Annotated in this window: 13 protein-coding genes; 6 read left to right on the top strand and 7 right to left on the bottom strand. The window is 72.0% G+C overall.

Annotation, left to right across the window (positions count from 1 at the left end; translation table 11 throughout):
* The first annotated feature begins 270 nt into the window (after positions 1-270).
* Complete coding sequence (locus tag IZR01_RS02500; protein ID WP_194922721.1) at positions 271-912, top strand: response regulator transcription factor; 642 nt, start codon at positions 271-273, stop codon at positions 910-912.
* 3 nt (positions 913-915) lie between these two features.
* Positions 916-2,184, top strand: a complete 1,269-nt coding sequence (locus IZR01_RS02495) for an MFS transporter (protein WP_194922720.1) — start codon at positions 916-918, stop codon at positions 2,182-2,184.
* On the opposite strand, the gene IZR01_RS02490 is transcribed toward IZR01_RS02495, so the two are convergent.
* Genes IZR01_RS02490 through hppD form a run of 7 tightly spaced genes read right to left on the bottom strand, consistent with a single transcriptional unit; the run spans position 2,168 to position 9,596 of the window.
* On the bottom strand, positions 2,168-3,058 hold the full coding sequence (locus IZR01_RS02490; RefSeq protein WP_194922719.1) for a TIGR01777 family oxidoreductase: 891 nt from the start codon (positions 3,056-3,058) through the stop codon (positions 2,168-2,170). The genes IZR01_RS02495 and IZR01_RS02490 overlap by 17 nt on opposite strands.
* A gap of 31 nt (positions 3,059-3,089) precedes the next feature.
* A complete protein-coding gene (locus IZR01_RS02485) occupies positions 3,090-4,382 on the bottom strand; it encodes a cysteate synthase (protein ID WP_194922718.1) in 1,293 nt (430 codons plus the stop codon).
* Between the two features lie 28 nt (positions 4,383-4,410).
* Positions 4,411-5,061 (bottom strand): hypothetical protein, encoded by a 651-nt coding sequence (locus IZR01_RS02480; protein WP_194890948.1) that lies wholly within the window; start codon positions 5,059-5,061, stop codon positions 4,411-4,413.
* On the bottom strand, positions 5,058-6,017 hold the full coding sequence (locus tag IZR01_RS02475) for an ATP-binding cassette domain-containing protein (protein ID WP_323746882.1): 960 nt from the start codon (positions 6,015-6,017) through the stop codon (positions 5,058-5,060). Before IZR01_RS02475 ends, IZR01_RS02480 begins: the two co-directional genes overlap by 4 nt.
* Before the next feature lie 11 nt (positions 6,018-6,028).
* Entirely contained in the window at positions 6,029-7,411 is a 1,383-nt protein-coding gene (locus IZR01_RS02470) for an aminotransferase-like domain-containing protein (RefSeq protein ID WP_323746018.1), read from the bottom strand.
* Positions 7,408-8,508 carry an alpha-hydroxy acid oxidase gene (locus tag IZR01_RS02465; RefSeq protein WP_194922716.1) on the bottom strand — a complete coding sequence of 367 codons (1,101 nt, stop codon included), beginning with the start codon at positions 8,506-8,508 and terminating at the stop codon, positions 7,408-7,410. Before IZR01_RS02465 ends, IZR01_RS02470 begins: the two co-directional genes overlap by 4 nt.
* Positions 8,508-9,596, bottom strand: a complete 1,089-nt coding sequence (gene hppD, locus IZR01_RS02460; protein ID WP_194922715.1) for a 4-hydroxyphenylpyruvate dioxygenase — start codon at positions 9,594-9,596, stop codon at positions 8,508-8,510. The genes IZR01_RS02465 and hppD overlap by 1 nt, the downstream gene beginning before the upstream one ends.
* A gap of 184 nt (positions 9,597-9,780) precedes the next feature.
* On the opposite strand from hppD, the gene panD reads away from it, so the two are divergent.
* The 4 genes from panD (at position 9,781) to IZR01_RS02440 (ending at position 15,927) form a co-directional block, all read left to right on the top strand.
* A complete protein-coding gene (gene panD, locus IZR01_RS02455) occupies positions 9,781-10,215 on the top strand; it encodes an aspartate 1-decarboxylase (protein ID WP_228558818.1) in 435 nt (144 codons plus the stop codon).
* Between the two features lie 70 nt (positions 10,216-10,285).
* Positions 10,286-11,515 (top strand): cytochrome P450, encoded by a 1,230-nt coding sequence (locus IZR01_RS02450; protein WP_194890952.1) that lies wholly within the window; start codon positions 10,286-10,288, stop codon positions 11,513-11,515.
* Positions 11,515-12,681 carry a nucleotide disphospho-sugar-binding domain-containing protein gene (locus tag IZR01_RS02445; protein WP_194890953.1) on the top strand — a complete coding sequence of 389 codons (1,167 nt, stop codon included), beginning with the start codon at positions 11,515-11,517 and terminating at the stop codon, positions 12,679-12,681. The genes IZR01_RS02450 and IZR01_RS02445 overlap by 1 nt, the downstream gene beginning before the upstream one ends.
* A 72-nt stretch (positions 12,682-12,753) precedes the next feature.
* Complete coding sequence (locus IZR01_RS02440) at positions 12,754-15,927, top strand: non-ribosomal peptide synthetase (protein WP_194922714.1); 3,174 nt, start codon at positions 12,754-12,756, stop codon at positions 15,925-15,927.

Here is a 15,927-nt window from a genome sequence, read left to right as displayed (position 1 = left end):
GTTCGGGGGTGGGTGTCGGAGGGTTCAAGCGCGGATGGTTTGACCAGCGTTGCAGAGCTCTGTTTTGATCGGTCAAGGGTTCGATCGAAATCGACTGATCCCCAAAGCACAGTGTTGACTGCCAGAAACGGGGTCTGGCCAGGAGACCAGGGGTCGACGGGCCGACCCTGCGTGTCATGGCGCAGCCTGCTTCGGCGTTTGTCCGAGCGAATGAGGTTTGCCGTGTTCAAGCCCGATGCTGTGAATCGCCCTCGGTCCTGTACCGTCGCGGTGGCGGAGCCCAATGACGTAGTCCGGCTGGGGTTGGCGGCGATGCTCTGGGCGTTGGAGTCGGTCACCGAGGTGGTGGCGTTGGCTTCGGCCGGCGACGGTGCCGAGGAGTTGAGCTCCACGAGTGCTGATGTGGTGCTGGCGTCCTGTTCTCTGGAGTCGGAGGTCCTGGACGACATTCAGCGGTGGGCCGGTGCGCGGGGCGCCAAGGTTCTGCTGGTCATCAGCAGTGCGGATGATCCGCGGTTGCCGGAGTTCGCGCGGCGGGCCGCTGATGGGCTCGTGCTGTTGGAGGGCCTGACCGTCGAACATCTCGGCGGTGCGTTGGCGACGTTGGGGCGCGGTGGGCAGGTGGCGGTTCCGGCCCGGCTGGTGCGGCAGCTGATCTTCGGTTCGCAGTCGCAACGGCGTGCCGACTTCTGGCATCGCAATCTGTTGACCCAGCGCGAGACGGACATTTTGCAGCTGCTCTCGCAGGGCTTCAGCAACAAGCAGATAGCTCCGAGGATCGGCATCTCCGAGCACGGGGTGAAGCGGCACGTGGGCAACATCCTGGCCAAACTCAACTGCTCCAACCGGACCGAGGCCGTGTCCTACGCCCTGCGGCAGAACCTGCTCACCGCCGCGCCCGCGGCGGGCTGACCGGTGGTGGGGACGGCCGTCGGGGATCCGGCGGCGCCGACCGGGGTCGGCCCCGACCGCCGTCGCGACTTCCGCACGTACTGGCTCGGCCAGAGCGTGAGCGTGGTGGGGGACCAGGTGGCGGCGTTCGTGCTGCCGACCATCGCGATCACCGGGTTCGGCGCCTCGGCGTTGCAGGTCGGCATCCTGAACACCGTCAACACCGGTGCCTATACGTTGCTGGGCCTGTTCGTCGGGGTGTTCATGGACCGGACCCGGCGGCGGCCGGTGATGATCGTCTCCGATCTGGTCCGGGCCGCGGCCTTCGGTGCCGTCCCGCTGCTGTCCGCGACCGGGCACCTGGGCATGGGCGTGCTCTATGTGATCGCCGCGATAGCCGGGGTGTTCGCGGTGTTCTTCAACGTCGCGAGCCAGTCGCACCTGCCGGCGCTGGTCGGCTCGGACTTCTTGGGTACCGCGAACGCGCGCATGGAGATCTCCAACACGCTGAGCCTGGTCATCGGGCCGACGCTCGGCGGCCTGCTGATCCAGTGGTGGGGCGGGCCGACGGCGATGTCCGTGAACGCGGTGTCGTTCCTGTTCTCCGTGGCCGGCGTCGTGCTGCTGCGGGCGCCGGAGCCGCCGCCGGCGGCCAGGGCGGCGAGCCCGGTCTGGCACGATCTGCGCGAGGGCGTGTCAGTGCTCTGGCAGCACCCGGTGCTGCGCCGCACGACGATCGCCTCGGCCGCGCGCAACTTCGGCAACACCGCCGTCAACACCGTGCTGCTGCTGTTCGCCTACCGGGCGTTGAAGCTCTCCAGCGGCGTCGCGGGGCTGCTGTTCGCCTCGGGAACGGTCGCGGCGGTGCTCGGTGCCTGGGCGGTGTCCTGGCTGCGGCGCCGGCTGGGCACCGGGGCGACGTTGCTGGCGGCCAACGGCGCCGGCGCGGTGTGGGTGCTGGCCCCGTTGGCGCTGGTGGTCCCGGCGCTGCCGCTGCTGATTCTGCTGCGGGTGGTGTCCTCGTTCTCGCTGCCGTTGTGGAACTCGATCGTGGTGACCCTGCGGCAGGGCGCGGTCCCGGCGAACCTGCTGGGCCGGGTCAACGCCACGGCCGGGACGCTGAACTTCTCGGCGGTGCCGGTGGGCGCGCTGGCCGCGGGGCTCGGGGCCCAGGCCGGGTCGGCCGCGTTGGGGACCCGGACCGGGCTGGCGCTGACCATGATGGCCGCGGGGATCTGCTCGGCCGCCGGAACCGCCGGTCTGCTGAGCCGGGAGGTCAGGACCCTGTCTTGAGGACCGCGTCGAGCGCGGCGCCGAGTTCGGCGTGCCGGAACTCGAATCCGGCCGCCGTCAGTACCTCCGGGACGGCGCGCTGCCCGGTGTAGTAACCGTCGGCGTACTCCCCGAGTGCGGCCCGCAGCACCGGCCGGGGCAGGGTCCAGAGCGCGGGGCGGCCGAGCGCGCGGCCGAGTGCGGCGGCGAATTCGCGTTGCGGACGCGGATCGGGCGCGGTCACGTTGACCGGTCCGCTGACCCCGTCGGCCGTCATCAGGAACCGTACGGCCGCGGCCGCGTCCGCCATGGTGATCCACGGCAGGTACTGGTCGCCCCGCCCGAGGCGGCCGCCGAGGAAGGCGCGGAAGGCCGGTGCCTGCGCTTTGACCACACCGCTGTTCCGGCCCAGCACGGTGCCGAAGCGCAGGAGCAGCAGCCGCGTGTCCGGAGCCGCCGCCTCGGCGGCGGCCTCCCAGTCCCGGCACAACTCGGCGTGGAAGCCGGTGCCGACCGGATCGCCCTCGCTGACTTGGCGATCCTGCGTGTCGCCGTAGTAGGCGGTCTCCGAACCGTTCAGCAGCAACGGCACCCCGCAGTCGCGGACCGCGGTCGCCAGCGTGTCCGCGGCGACGACGCGGCTGTCCCGGATCTTCTGCTTCTGCGCGGCGTTCCAGCGCTTTCCGGCCAGACCGGTGCTGTAGAGGTTCACCACCGCGTCGAGTCCGCTCAGGGCGCCTGCCGGGATCCGGCCGTAGGACGGGTCCCAGCCGATCTCGTCCAGCCCCCGGGACTCGCCGCGGACCAGGCGGAACACCGTGTGTCCGCTGTCGCCCAACTCACGGACGATCGCGGAGCCCAGCGCACCCGAGGCGCCGGCGACAGCTATCTTCATGGGGTTCTCCGTAACGTTGTTCGTGCGGGAGTCAGGCGGAGGCGAGGTCGGCGGCGGTCTTCGCGGCGATGTCGATGGTGGCGGGATCGCGGACCTGCGCCGCGGCCACCGTCTGGTCCGGTCGGACCGGCGCGGTGGCGGCGAGCCGGCGCCTACCGCCGCCGGTTATGTTGAGCAGCACCGGGGCGTCGGGGGCGACCAGCCCGGACTTCGCGGCCTGGGCCAGCGCGGCCACCGCGACCCCGGCCGCGGGCTCGATGTCGATCCCTTCGGTCTGCTCGAACAGGGCCATCGCGCGGCGGGCCTGGTCGTTTCCGGCGGTGAGTACGGTCCCGCCGCAGTCCAGGAGGGCCTCCCGCACTCCGCCGGGCGTCGCGAAAGGCGGACGGCTGTTCGTCAGCTCCGGGGCCAGGACGGAGTGCGGGTCGGCGGTCGGTCCGGGCCGGCCGTACCAGGCTTCGTGGATCGGCGCGTAGGGGGCGTTCTGGCACAGCAGGAGCTCGGGGAGCGGGTCCGGACAGCCGGTGGCGCGTAGCCTCCTGGCGCCTTCGTACGCCGCGATGGCGCCGGCCCCGCTGCCCACCGCCTGCACGTAGTACGCGGGCAGGCGTCCGGCCGCTTCGAACGCGGCGAACAGGCAGGTGGCCAGTCCGTCCCGGCGGCCGACGTTGCGGATCCCCCCTTCGGCCTGGAAGCCGGGCGCCGCCGCGACCGCCTCGGCCAGGGCGATGGCGTCGTCGTAGGTCCCCGATTCCACCGCGACGACGCGCACGCAGGCTTCGCGCCTGGCCATGGCCAGGCGGGGCAGAGCGTATTCGGGCACGATGATCAGACAGCTGATGCCGTGCCGTGAGCAGGCTTCGGCGAACGCCGCCGCGGTGTTGCCCGCGGAAGCCAGGACCAGGATCGGCGGGTCGTCCGGGAGCCGGCCGAGGACCACGCTCGCCTCCAGGTCCTTGAACGTCCCGGTGGGCAGTTGCGCGCCGCGTTCCGGCCAGTAGCCGCCGAAGACCACCCACAGGTCTCGCAGGCCGAGGGCTCGGCCGAGGTGCTTCGCCTGGTAGGCGACGGGGGCCGGGGAGTCCGGAACCGTCCGGACGACCGGAAGCCAGCCGTCGAACCGGAACACGCCGTCCCTATCGAACACGCCGTCCCTATCGAACACGCCGTCCCGACCCGCGCCGACGGCGAAGCCCGAAGCCTCGTACTCCGTACGCAGCAAGGCCGGGCCGTGGGGCCCGTCGCAGGTCAGCCGCAGCCCGTCGTCCTCGTAGACCGCCCCGCACCCGCTACAGACCAGCCGGTACCCGCGCTGCTTCTCCACCCCGTGAGCCCTCTCCCCAAGTTGCCGGTCAGTCCAGGCGAACAGCGATGTACTGCGTCGCGGCACCGGCCGCGGCGAGGAACAACAGTCCGGCGGCCGCGTAGCCGACGAACCCGATGCCGGCGCTCGGATGGCCGCCGGTCATGGCGTGCAGCATCGGGTACACCGGAGGCAGCGGCTTGGCCAGGATCACTCCCAGCACCAGCGCCAGCCCGACCAGCACCGAGGCCCCCGGCCGGCCGATCACCAGCCGCGAGCACAGCATTCCCAGCCCGATGCCGACCGCCGCGCAGGTGAGCTGCGCGGCGGCACCGAGCAGTACCGAGCGCGCCGACACCGTGTGCGAGCCCGACACGACCGGGTAGCTCAGGCCGATCACGACCATCCCGACGCAGAAAGTGGCCGAGACGGCGACGGCGGCGGCGAGCGGGCCGCGCGAGTTCCCGGCGTTCACCACGACGATCGTCCGGCCGACCGGTTCCTCGATGTTGACCACGGCCGCGGTCAGCCAGGTCGCACAGGCCAGCACCGACACGGCGGCCGCGGCGTAGACCCCGAGCAGCGGGCCGCTGTCGCTGCTGGTGAGGATGGCGAGCAGGGCCAGGAAGAAGACCATCGGCGCCACGTAGCGCTGGGAGTGCAAGACGGTCGAGAGGGTGTAGCGGTACAGCGCCTTCATCGCTGGCCGCCGATCGGGTTCGCCGGGCCGCCAACGCTGCCGACGCCATTCCCGCTGCCGACGCCGCCAACACCACCGCTGACGCCGCTGACGCCACCGAGGCCGTTCGCACCGGCCGCGACACCACCGAGGAGGTTCGGCGGCACGGCGGCGTCGTTGTGCCGCACTCCGTCGACGGTCCATCCGCCCTGCAACGCGGTCAGCAGCAAGGCATCGCACCGGTCCCGGTCCACGCGGACCCGGACCAGATCCCCGGTGGCCTCCAGCGAGCGCATCCCGGCCAGCCCGCGCAGATCAGTGGCCTGCGGTCGCGTCGCCCGCAGCAGGACTTCCGACGCCGTGTCGTGCACCCGCGCCGGGAGGGCCTGCCGGGACAGCCGTCCGGCCTCGATCCGGTAGACCTCGGTCGCGAGCCCGCCGGTGACCGCCTCCCGGTGGTCGGTGAACACCACGGCGCCGCCGGCGCGTGCCGTGTCCACGATGATCTGGGCCAGTACCCCGTGCGCGGAGGCGTCCAGCCCCGACCACGGTTCGTCCAGGATGAGCAGGCGTGGCGGCATCAGCAGGGCTTGGGCCAGGGCGACTTTCTGGGCGTTGCCCTTGGACAGCTCGCGGATCGGGGTCTTGGGACCGCCGACCAGGTCCAGCCGGGTCAGCAGTTCGGTCGCCCGCTCGGCCGAGCGGGCCGTACTGAGACCCTTGATACGGCCCATGTGCGCCAGGTACGCCTCGGCGGACAGCCGGGTGTTCGTGGGGAACCGGTCCGGGACATAGCCGATGACGCCCGGGTCGCCGGTACGGGTGCCGGAGGTGGGCCGGCTCACCCCGGCCAGAACCCGCAGAAGCGTCGACTTGCCTGAGCCGTTGCCGCCGGTGACGGCCTGCACCATGCCCGGCGCGGTGGCGAAGTCGACGTCGACCAGGACCGGCCGGCCGGGCCGATAGCGTTTGCTCACAGACTGGAGAGTCAGCACCGGGGAGGTTCCTTCTGTATCGAGGTATAGGAGTCGAGCCCCGTTATTGTCTGTTCCAGATGCCTGCTATCGGTATCAATACGCTTGGATTCAGCCTTTTCGGTGGTCGTCGCGAACAAGGCGGCCAGTCGGTCGAGTCCGTCCTCGATGCGTTCCGGGGTGAGCACGCTGCAGGACAGCCGGATCGCCCGCGCCGCGCCGGGTCCGGAGGCGAAGTGCCGCATCGGCGTCCACAGCACGCCGAACTCCCGCGCGGAGCGTTCCAGCAGCGCGTCGTCGGCGTCGAAGGGCACGGACAGCACCAGGAAGAAGCCGCCGTGCGGCCGGTTCCAGGAAATGCCGGAGCCGGCCGGGAACCGCTCGGCCAGAGCGTCCAGCAGCGCCGTCATGTTGCGCCGGTAGACCGCGATCTCCCGCTCGTTGGCCTGGACCAGGCTGCATCCGTGGGTCAGCAGCTTGCCCGCGACCACCGCCTGGGCGATCGGCGAGGTGTTCACGGTGAGCATGCTCTTGATCTTCGCCAGCTCGTCGGCCAGGAGTCCGCCGCCGGCCGTCTCCTGGTCCGCGACCAGGTACCCGACCCGGGCGCCCGGCATCCCGGTCTTGGCGAAGGAACCGAGGTAGACGACCCGCCGCCCGGTGTCGATCGACTTCAGCGTCGGCGGCCGCTCGTCCCCGGCGGAGAACAGCCCGTAGGGGTTGTCTTCGAGGATCAGGAAGTCTTCGGCCTCGGCCAGCTTCAGCAGGGCGTGCCGGTCGGCGGTCGACAGGCTGATGCCCGAGGGGTTCGAATGGTCGGCCACGATGTAGCAGGCGCGCGGGCGACGGCCCTCGGCCTTGAGCCGGCGGATCGCCTCGGCCAGGGCGGGCAGGTCCACGCCGGCCGGACCGCCGGGCACGGCCACGGTCGGCAGGTCGGCCAGCCGCGCCGCGCCGACGATGCCGACATAGGCCGGTGCCACGGTCAGTAGGACGTCCCGTTCGTCGGCGCGCAGGGCGCGGAGCACGAGGAACATCGCTTCCTGACATCCCACGGTGACGACGATCGACTCCGGCGCGGCCTGGATCCCCTCGTCGATCGCCAGGTGCTTGGCGACCAGGTCGTCGATGACGCCCTTGGTGCGGCCGTACTGGAACAGGATCCGGCAGACCTGCTCGTCGGTGAGTCCCTTCTCCTGCCGGAGGTAGTTCTCGAACCGCTCCAGGTACTCGTGGATGAGCCGGGTGTCGAAGAACTCTTCGTAAGGCCGTCCGGGCGCGAAGGAGACGGCGTCGGGATAGCGGTTCGCTATCTCGTTGAGGAAGTTCATCGAGTCCAGCGCCGGATCGGACAGCGAGGCATGCAGGTCCGTCACCTTGATGGCCGCGGTGGTCACACCGATCCCCTCCAGATGGTCAGCGTCCGTGCCGCCGCCGGGTCCGGACAGCCGGCCAGGCCCAGCGCCTCGGCGAATTCCTGGTGGAACAGACCGAGGACGCGGTCCGCTCCGGTCTCGCCGTCGGCGGCCAGGCCCCACAGCGCCGGCCGGCCGATCAGCACCGCGTCGGCGCCGAGTGTCAGGGCCCGCATGATGTCCAGGCCACTGCGTATCCCGCTGTCGAAAAGGACAGCGCCGCGGTCGCCGACCGCTTCGCGCACTGCCGCTACCGCGTCGGCCGAGGCGATCGCGCCGTCCAGCTGACGCCCGCCGTGGTTGGAGACCACGACCGCGTCGGCTCCGCGACTGATTGCCTGTGCGGCGTCCCGCGGATCCAGAATCCCCTTGACAATCAATGGAATCGAGACGGCCCGTCGCAGCTCGGTCAGGTCCGTCCAGGTGAAGGCCGCGAAGGTGGCGGCGGTGTGCGCGGCCACCGCGGAGTCGCCGACGACCGCCTGCCGCGCGCCGGTGGCCGCGCTGGAATCCGTGAAGTTGGCGGCGCTGATGTGAGCCGGGACTGTGAACTCGTTGCGCACGTCCCGCAGCCGCCGCGCCATCCACGGCACGTCGACCGTCACTATCAGCGCCGCGCATCCGGCGTCCTCGGCCCGGCGGACCAGGTTCCGCGACTGCTCCCGGTCGCGCAGCGGATAGAGCTGGAACCACGTGCTGCCGCCGACCTCGGCGATCTGCTCCAGCGGGGTGCTGCTCATGGTCGAGATCGTGAACGGGATCCCGGCGCGCTTCGCGGCCCGGGCCAGGGCGAGCTCGCCGTCGGGATGGACGAGCCGCTGGTAGGCGATGGGCGCGATCGCCGCGGGCATCGCGGCCCGGACGCCGAACAGGTCGGTCCCGGTGTGCCGCCCGCTGAGGTCGCCCATCGCACGCGGCACGAGGGCGACGCGGTCCAGGGCGGCGCGGTTCGCGGCCAGGGTGGTCTCGGCGCCGCTGCCGCCCGCGACGAAGTCCCACACCTCGCCGGGCACCCGCGCACGGGCGATCCGCTCGAATTCGACCACCGAGTGGGCGTCGGGCCCGGGTGCCATCTGCATCAGGACCCTGACTGCTCCAGCTCGACCGCCTCATACAGGGCCTTGATGTTGTTCGACCCGAACAGCCGGGCCCCGGCCCGTTCGATGACCTCGAAGAAGAGCGTGCGCCGCGGGTGGGTGGAGCGGGTGAACAGCTGGAACAGCTCGCCGCCGTGGTCCTCGTCGACCAGGATGCCGGCCGCGCGCAGTTCCGCGATCGGGTGGCCGGCCGGCACGAACCGGTTCGGCAGCAGGTCGTAGTAGGTGCCGGGGGTCTTCAGGAACTCCACCCCGAGGTGCCGCATCGATTCGACCGCGTGGACGATGTCGTCGGTCGCGAACGCGATGTGCTGCACGCCCGCGCCGCCGTGGTCCTTGATGAACTGGTCGATCTGCCCGGGCGCGCAGTTCACGTCGGGCTCCAGGATCGTGAAGGTGACGCTGCCGGATCGGCTCTGCACCACCTTGGAGTCCATGGCCTGCGAACCGACGATGATCCGCTCCTCGAAGGTCTGCTGGAAGCCCAGGGCGGTGGTGTAGAAGTCGATCGTCTGGTCCAGCGACCGGTTCGGGACGCAGACGGCGAAGTGGTCCATCGTGTGCAGTCCCGGCGCGTTGTCCGGTTCGGGGGCGGCCGCGCCCGGTGCCCCGGGTATCGGGCTGAAGCCGGGTGGCAGGACCGCGTCCGTTGTGGGTTCGCCGTACAGGAACGTGTGGGTGACGTCGCCGAACGCCCGGATCGTGGCCGTGCGCACCCCGTCGGGGCCGTCGTGGGGCTCGGCCACCGCCGGGGCGCCGGCCGCCACCGCCGAGGCGAAGACCGCGTCCACGTCGGCGGTCCGCATGGCTATGTCGGCGACGCCGGGGCCGTGTGAGAGCACGTACGCGGTGCAGGGATGGTCGTCGGTCAGGGCCTCGGTGAGCACCACCACCGCGCGCCCGCCGATCAGCGCCACGCTGCGGAAGCCCTGCCCGGCGGAGCCCGCGACGCCGGCCGGCCGCAGGCCGTACCGGTCGGTGAAGACGTCGCGCCAGGCGTCCAGATCCTCGACGTGGAGCTCGACATGGGCCAGGTCTAGGTCGGTGCCGACCGGTGCTTGCGTGTGCATGGCTCCCCGTTTCGCTTCGCAGAACGATCGCCTTTCACTATCGCAACGGTCGCCGCGTCGGCGATGCCCGAACGGGGTGCCCGTTCGGGTAGCCGAACGGGCACCCCGAACGGCGCTCCGCCCCGGCCGCCGCCGCACCTAGCATCCGAAGTGATCGAGAACGACCACGGGGAGGTCCACACACATGTCCGCGACCACCATCGCCTTTCGCGACATGCTCAAGTCGAAGATCCACCGGGCCACGGTGACCCAGTCCGACCTGCACTACGTGGGCTCCATCACCATCGACGCCACGCTCATGACCGCCGCCGACCTGCTCCCCGGCGAGAAGGTCGACGTCGTCGACATCGACAACGGCAACCGGTTCTCGACCTACGTGATCGAAGGTCCCGCCGACAGCGGCGTGATCGGGGTCAACGGCGCCGCGGCCCGCCTGGTGGCCCCCGGCGACCTGGTGATCGTCATCTCCTACTCGGCGGTGGCCGAGGAGCACGCCCGCTCCTTCCAGCCGCGCATCGTCTTCGTCGACGCCGCGAACCGCATCGCGGCCCAGGGTTCGGACCCCGCGGCGGCACCGGCCGGCTCCGGCCTGCTCCGGGGCGACACCGCACGGGTCTGATCCACCTCCGCACGTTTTTCGCGCCCTCGGGGCGTCCTGGTTCCCGGTTCCGTTCTTGGAGACACCCACCATGGATTTCGAAGCTCTCACCACCCTGCCCGCCGCCGAGCGGATCACCGAGGTGTTCGCCTACTTCGCCGACCGGCGCGCCCACGAGGCGGCCGGACCGAGCAGCCAGCCGAACGTCTGGGAGGTCTTCCGCTATGAGGAGTCGATGGCGGTCCTGTCCGACTACCAGACCTTCACCAGCGACAAGACCGCGCTGATCCCCGAGGACCAGAAGCGGCTCGCGCAAGCCGCCCGCGGCAACTTCATCGGCGTCGACCCGCCGCTGCACACCCAGATGCGGGCCCTGGTCAACAAGGCGTTCACGCCCAGCACGATCGCCAAGCTGGAGCCGCGCATCCACGACCTGTCCGAGAACCTGCTCGACGAGGTCTTCGGCGCGGCCGAGCCGGGCGGCCAGGCCGGTTTCGACCTGGCCCAGGACTACGCCAGCCAGCTGAGCGCCTCGGTCATCGCCGAGCTGTTCGGCATCCCGCAGGCCGACCACAAGGTGTTCTGGACCTGGTCGGACGGCCTGATCGGGTCCCGGCCGTTCGGCGAGCTGGGCACGGTCGACGAGGAGGCGATGCGCAAGATCGGCGAGCTGCTGGAGGAGGCCAGCCGCTATCTGCTGGCGCACGTCGCCGAGCGCCGCGCCGACCCGCGCGAAGACCTGACCAGCACGCTGGCCGGCGTCGAGATCGACGGCAGGAAGCTCCAGGACGACGAGATCTTCGGCATCATCGCCATGTTCCTGATCGCCGGCCACATGTCCACCTCGCTGCTGATCGGCAACACCGTGATGTGCCTGGCCGAGCACCCCGAGGCCATGGCCGAGGTGCGCGCCGACCCCGGTCTGCTGCCGGCGGCGATCGAGGAGGTGCTGCGCTGGCGCCCGGCCCTGATCCGCGACCAGCGGGTGGCCCGGGTCGACACGGTCCTGGGCGGCACCCCGATCCCCAAGGGCGGCAACGTCTGTGTCTGGCTGGCCTCGGCCAACCGCGACGAGCAGGTGTTCGCCGACGGCGCGCGCTTCGACATCCACCGCGACCCCAACCCGCACCGCGCGTTCGGCAAGGGCATCCACTTCTGCCTCGGCGCGCCGCTGGCCCGGCTGGAGTCCCGGATCGCGGTCGAGGGCCTGCTGCGCCGCACCTCCGACATCACGCCGCGCGACGGCGTCGCGCTGCACTCCTCGGTCGGCCTCATCGGCCCGGTCCGGCTGCCGGTATCGGCGACTCTGGCAGAACGCTGATGCGGGTCCTGGCCACCGCCGCGCCGGGCTCGGGGCTCTTCCTGCCGACGGTCCCGCTGGCCTGGGCTCTGCGCGCGGCCGGGCACGAGGTCCTGATGGTGAACACCGGCGCCACCTCGAACGCCGTGGCGGCCAGCGGTTTCTCGACCGTCGACGCGGCCCCGGGCGTCGACGTCCACGCCGAGTTCCTGGCCGCCAGCCAGGCGGTCCTGGCCGCCACCGACGGCTCCCGGCCCCAGCGCTCGGGCATGGGGATGTTCGGCGAGGCGATGGCCGACGGACTCCTTCGCGCCGCGGAGCAGTTCCGTCCCGACCTCGTGGTGTCCACCCTCGAACAGGGCGCGGGGGAGTTGGTGGCGGCCAGGTACGCGATCCCGTATGTGGAACAGAGCGTGCGGCTGGCCTGGGCCGGACCGGACGAGCAGGCGGCGAAGTATCGCGCCGCGGTCGCGGAGTACCTGGTGCCGACCCGGGAACGGCTGGGTATCTCAGCGCCCTACGCCGAACCCACCGCCTGCCTCGACATCCGGCCGGCGAGCCTGGGCGGCCACGACTCCAAGACCGAGTGGCCGCTGCGTTACGTCCCTTACAACGAGGGCCGGGTGCTTCCCGACTGGGTGCTCGACCGTCCGGACCGGCCGCGGGTGTGCGTGACGATGGGCAGCGTGCTGGGCAGCCTCCCGGCGGGCTCGGAGCTGAAGCAGCTCTATGTGGCCGTGGTCCGGGAGATCCTGCTGGAGCTCGCGGGCCTGGGCGTCGAGACCGTCGTGGCCATGGGCGAATCCGATCTCGAAGGCGTCGGCGAGCTGCCCGAGTCGGTGCGGATCGCGGGCTGGACGCCGCTGAGCGCGCTGTTGCCCACCTGCTCGGCGATCGTCCACCACGGCGGCGCCGGCACCTCGCTGACCGCGCTGGCCCTCGGCGTGCCCCAGGTGGTGCTGCCGCAGGGCGCCGACCAGCCGGCCAACGCCGCCGTGCTGGCCGAGCGCGGGCTCGCAGTTCTAGTCCGGCCGGAGACGATCAGCGCGGCGGCGGTGCGCGACGGCCTGTCGCGGGTGCTCGACGAGCCCGGGTTCGGCTCCGCCGCCGAGGCGGTGCGCGCCGAGATCCACGCGATGCCCAGCCCCGCCGACGTCGCCGGAAACCTGGCCGCCCTGGTCGGCTGAGGCTCCCCGCGCCGGCCCCGTTGGCGAAGTCCCGTTGTGGAAGTCCCGACCCACGAAGGTGAGAGAACCGCGATGACCATCACGACGACCCCGGTCCCCCTCGCTGCGGCCCAGGCCGGGATGTGGTTCGCCCAGCAGCTGGACCGGGCGAACCCCATCTTCGCCGGCGGCCAGTACCTCGACATCGAGGGTGCCGTGGATCCGGAGCTGCTCCGGCAGGCCGTGGTGCAGGCCTTGGTCGAGTCCGAGGCACTGCACGTCCGCTTCCTGGCCACCGAATCCGGACCGGCGCAGATCCCCGTGCCCGGCGAGATCCCGGTCCCCCTGGAGGACCTCAGCGGCGAACCGGACCCGAAGGCCGCCGCCCTGGCCCGGATGTGGCAGGAGATGGCCAAGCCGATCGATCTTGAGCAGGGCCGGCTGTTCAGCTGCATCGTGTTCCGCGTCGCGCCGGACCGCTACTTCTGGTTCAACCGCGCGCACCACATCGTCTGCGACGGCTACTCCTCCTCGCTGGTCGCGGGCCGTGTGGCGCAGATCTACTCCGCCTTGGCCACCGGCGGATCGCCGGAGGAGGGGCGGCTGGGACCGGCCGCGAGCCTGCTGGACGCGGACGCGGAGTACCGGGCCGGCGAGCAGTTCCACGCCGACCGCGAGTACTGGACCGACCGGCTCGCCGGGGTCGGGGAGGTCCACGGGCTCGCGGACAGCACGGCGCTGCCGGCCCACACCTTCCTGCGCGAGACCGTGGAGGTCGGCGCCGAGGTCCGCGACGGATTCCAGACGCTGGCCCGCGGGGTCCGCACCAGCCACTCGGTCGTGGTCTGCGCGGCCATGGCGGTGTACCTGAGCCGGATGCGCGGGGTCCGGGAAGTCGTCATCGGCCTGCCGGTGGCCGCCCGGTTCGGGGCGGTGCAGAAGAACACCACGGGCATGGCGGCGAACGTGGTGCCGCTGCGGCTGGACGTCGACCCGGCCCTGAGTCTGGCCGAGTTCGTCCGCGGGACCGCCGACGAGATCAAGAAGGCGCTGGCGCATCAGCGCTACCGGTTCGAGGACCTGCGCCGCGACCGGAAGCTGACCGGCGGCCAGCGGCTCTACGGGCCGTCGGTGGACGTGCTGCGCTTCCAGGAGGACCTGGGCTTCCACGGGGCCAGGGCCACCGTCGACATCCTGTCCAACGGCCCGGTCGAGGACTTCAACCTCGCCGTCTACAGCGGCGCCAGCATCCCGGGGCTGCGGGTCTGCCTGGACGCGAATCCGAGGCTGTATCCCACCGACGTGCTCGCGGCGCACCGGGACCGGCTCGCGGTCCTGTTCACGGCGATCGGCGGGGCCGACCCCGGGCTGCCGATCGGCGACCTGGAATTCCTCCTCCCGGCCGAGCGCGCGGACCTGCTCGGCAACTGGTACGGGCCGACGACGCCGGTGGATCCCACCGACATCGCCGATCAGCTGGCCGGGCAGGCCCGGCAGCACCCTGACCGCGTCGCAGTGGTCTGCGACGGCGAGCAGCTCACCTACGCCGAGCTCGACGCCCGCGCGAACCGCCTGGCCCGCCGCCTGGTCGCCGAGGGCGCCGGACCCGAGCGGTTCCTCGCCGTCGCGCTGCCCCGTACCCCGGACCTGCTCGTCGCCCTGCTCGCGGTCCTCAAGACCGGCGCGGCGTATGTGCCGCTCGACGTGACCTACCCCGCCGACCGCATCGCGTACATGCTCGAACTCTCCGACCCGGTGCTCGCGCTCGCCACGGCCGGGACGGAATCCGTCCTGGCCTCCGCGCCCACGGTTCCGCGCCTGTTGCTGGACGACCCCGAGGTGCGGCGCGACCTGGAGAGCCGCTCGCCGGACCGGCTCGCCGACAGCGAGCGGCCGGTGCCGCCGCGGCCGGAGAACCCGGCATACGCGATCTTCACCTCCGGCTCGACCGGCCGTCCCAAGGGCGTGGTCATCACCCGGCAGGCGCTGGCCGGCTTCACCGCCTGGGCCGTCGAGGCCCTGGGCCGCGACACCCTGGCCCACACGCTGGCCGTGACCTCGCTCAGCTTCGACCCCTCGGTGCTGGAGATCTTCGCGCCGCTGCGCTGCGGCGGCACGGTCGAGCTGCTGTCCGGCCCGCTCGCCCTGGGCGGCCGCGAGCTGTCCGGCGGGTACGCGGGTTCGGTGCCCTCGGTGATGGCGACGTTGTTGAGCGGGCCCGGTGTGCGGCTGACGGCCGGGACGATCGGCTTCACCGGCGAGGCGCTGAGCGGCTCGGTCGCGAACCGGGTGCGCGCGGCCGTGCCGGGCTGCCGGATCGCGAACCTGTACGGACCGACCGAGGTCACCGTCTACGCCACCGCCTGGATCTCAGAGCCCGGCGACAGCTCCGCCCCGCCGGTCGGCCGGGCGCTGCCGAACACCCGCGTGTACGTCCTGGACGACCGGCTGCGGCCGGTGCCGGTCGGCGCGGCCGGCGAGCTCTACGTCGAGGGCGCCGGCCTGGCCCGCGGCTACCTGGCCCGGCCCGACCTCACCGCCGACCGCTTCGTCGCCAGCCCCTTCGGCGCGGCCGGCGCGCGGATGTACCGGACCGGCGACCTGGGCCGCTGGCGGACCGACGGCGTCCTGGAACACCTGGGCCGCGCCGACGACCAGGTGAAGGTGCGCGGGTTCCGGGTCGAGCCGGCGGAGGTCCAGGCCGTCCTCGGGCGGCTGCCCGGCGTCCGGCACGCGGTCGTGGCCACCCGCGGCGCCACCGCCGACACCAAGCGGCTGGTCGCCTATGTCGTCCCGGCCGAAGACAGCACCCTGACCTGGCCGGAGCTGGCCGTCCGGCTCGGCGCGGACCTCCCGCCCTACATGGTCCCCTCGGCCGGCGTCATCCTCGACACCCTGCCGCTGAACCCGAACGGCAAGCTGGACCGCGCCGCGCTGCCGGAGCCGGCAGCCGCCGCCGAGACCGAGAGCCGCCCGGCGCGCACCCCCGCCGAGGCCACGCTGTGCGAGGTCGCCGCCGAACTGCTCGGCGTGCCGCGCATCGGCATCGACGACGACTACTTCGCCCTCGGCGCCAACTCCCTCACCGCCGTCAAGCTGATCGCCCGGGTGCGCTCGGCGCTGAACGTCGAGCTCGACCTGCGCGCGCTGTTCGACGCGCAGACCATCGCCCGGCTCTTCGACGACAGCCTCACCGCCGCGCTCGCCGCGGCGGGCGCGGAGCCGGCGCGCCCCGCCTTGGTGCCCCACCCCCGCCGGACTTCTTAA

Origin of the sequence: Catenulispora pinisilvae (assembly GCF_015356865.1) — a bacterium.
In the GTDB taxonomy this organism is placed as follows: Bacteria; Actinomycetota; Actinomycetes; order Streptomycetales; family Catenulisporaceae; genus Catenulispora; species Catenulispora pinisilvae.
This window is presented reverse-complemented; position numbering and strand designations above follow the sequence as displayed.

Bases quoted from the DNA above. Each gene is read 5' to 3' on its own strand.
- IZR01_RS02490 (WP_194922719.1), bottom strand. From the start codon at position 3,058: ATGAAGATAGCTGTCGCCGGCGCCTCGGGTGCGCTGGGCTCCGCGATC.
- IZR01_RS02480 (WP_194890948.1), bottom strand. From the start codon at position 5,061: ATGAAGGCGCTGTACCGCTACACCCTCTCGACCGTCTTGCACTCCCAG.
- IZR01_RS02465 (WP_194922716.1), bottom strand. From the start codon at position 8,508: ATGCAGATGGCACCCGGGCCCGACGCCCACTCGGTGGTCGAATTCGAG.
- hppD (WP_194922715.1), bottom strand. From the start codon at position 9,596: ATGCACACGCAAGCACCGGTCGGCACCGACCTAGACCTGGCCCATGTC.
- panD (WP_228558818.1), top strand. From the start codon at position 9,781: ATGTCCGCGACCACCATCGCCTTTCGCGACATGCTCAAGTCGAAGATC.
- IZR01_RS02450 (WP_194890952.1), top strand. From the start codon at position 10,286: ATGGATTTCGAAGCTCTCACCACCCTGCCCGCCGCCGAGCGGATCACC.
- IZR01_RS02445 (WP_194890953.1), top strand. From the start codon at position 11,515: ATGCGGGTCCTGGCCACCGCCGCGCCGGGCTCGGGGCTCTTCCTGCCG.
- IZR01_RS02440 (WP_194922714.1), top strand. From the start codon at position 12,754: ATGACCATCACGACGACCCCGGTCCCCCTCGCTGCGGCCCAGGCCGGG.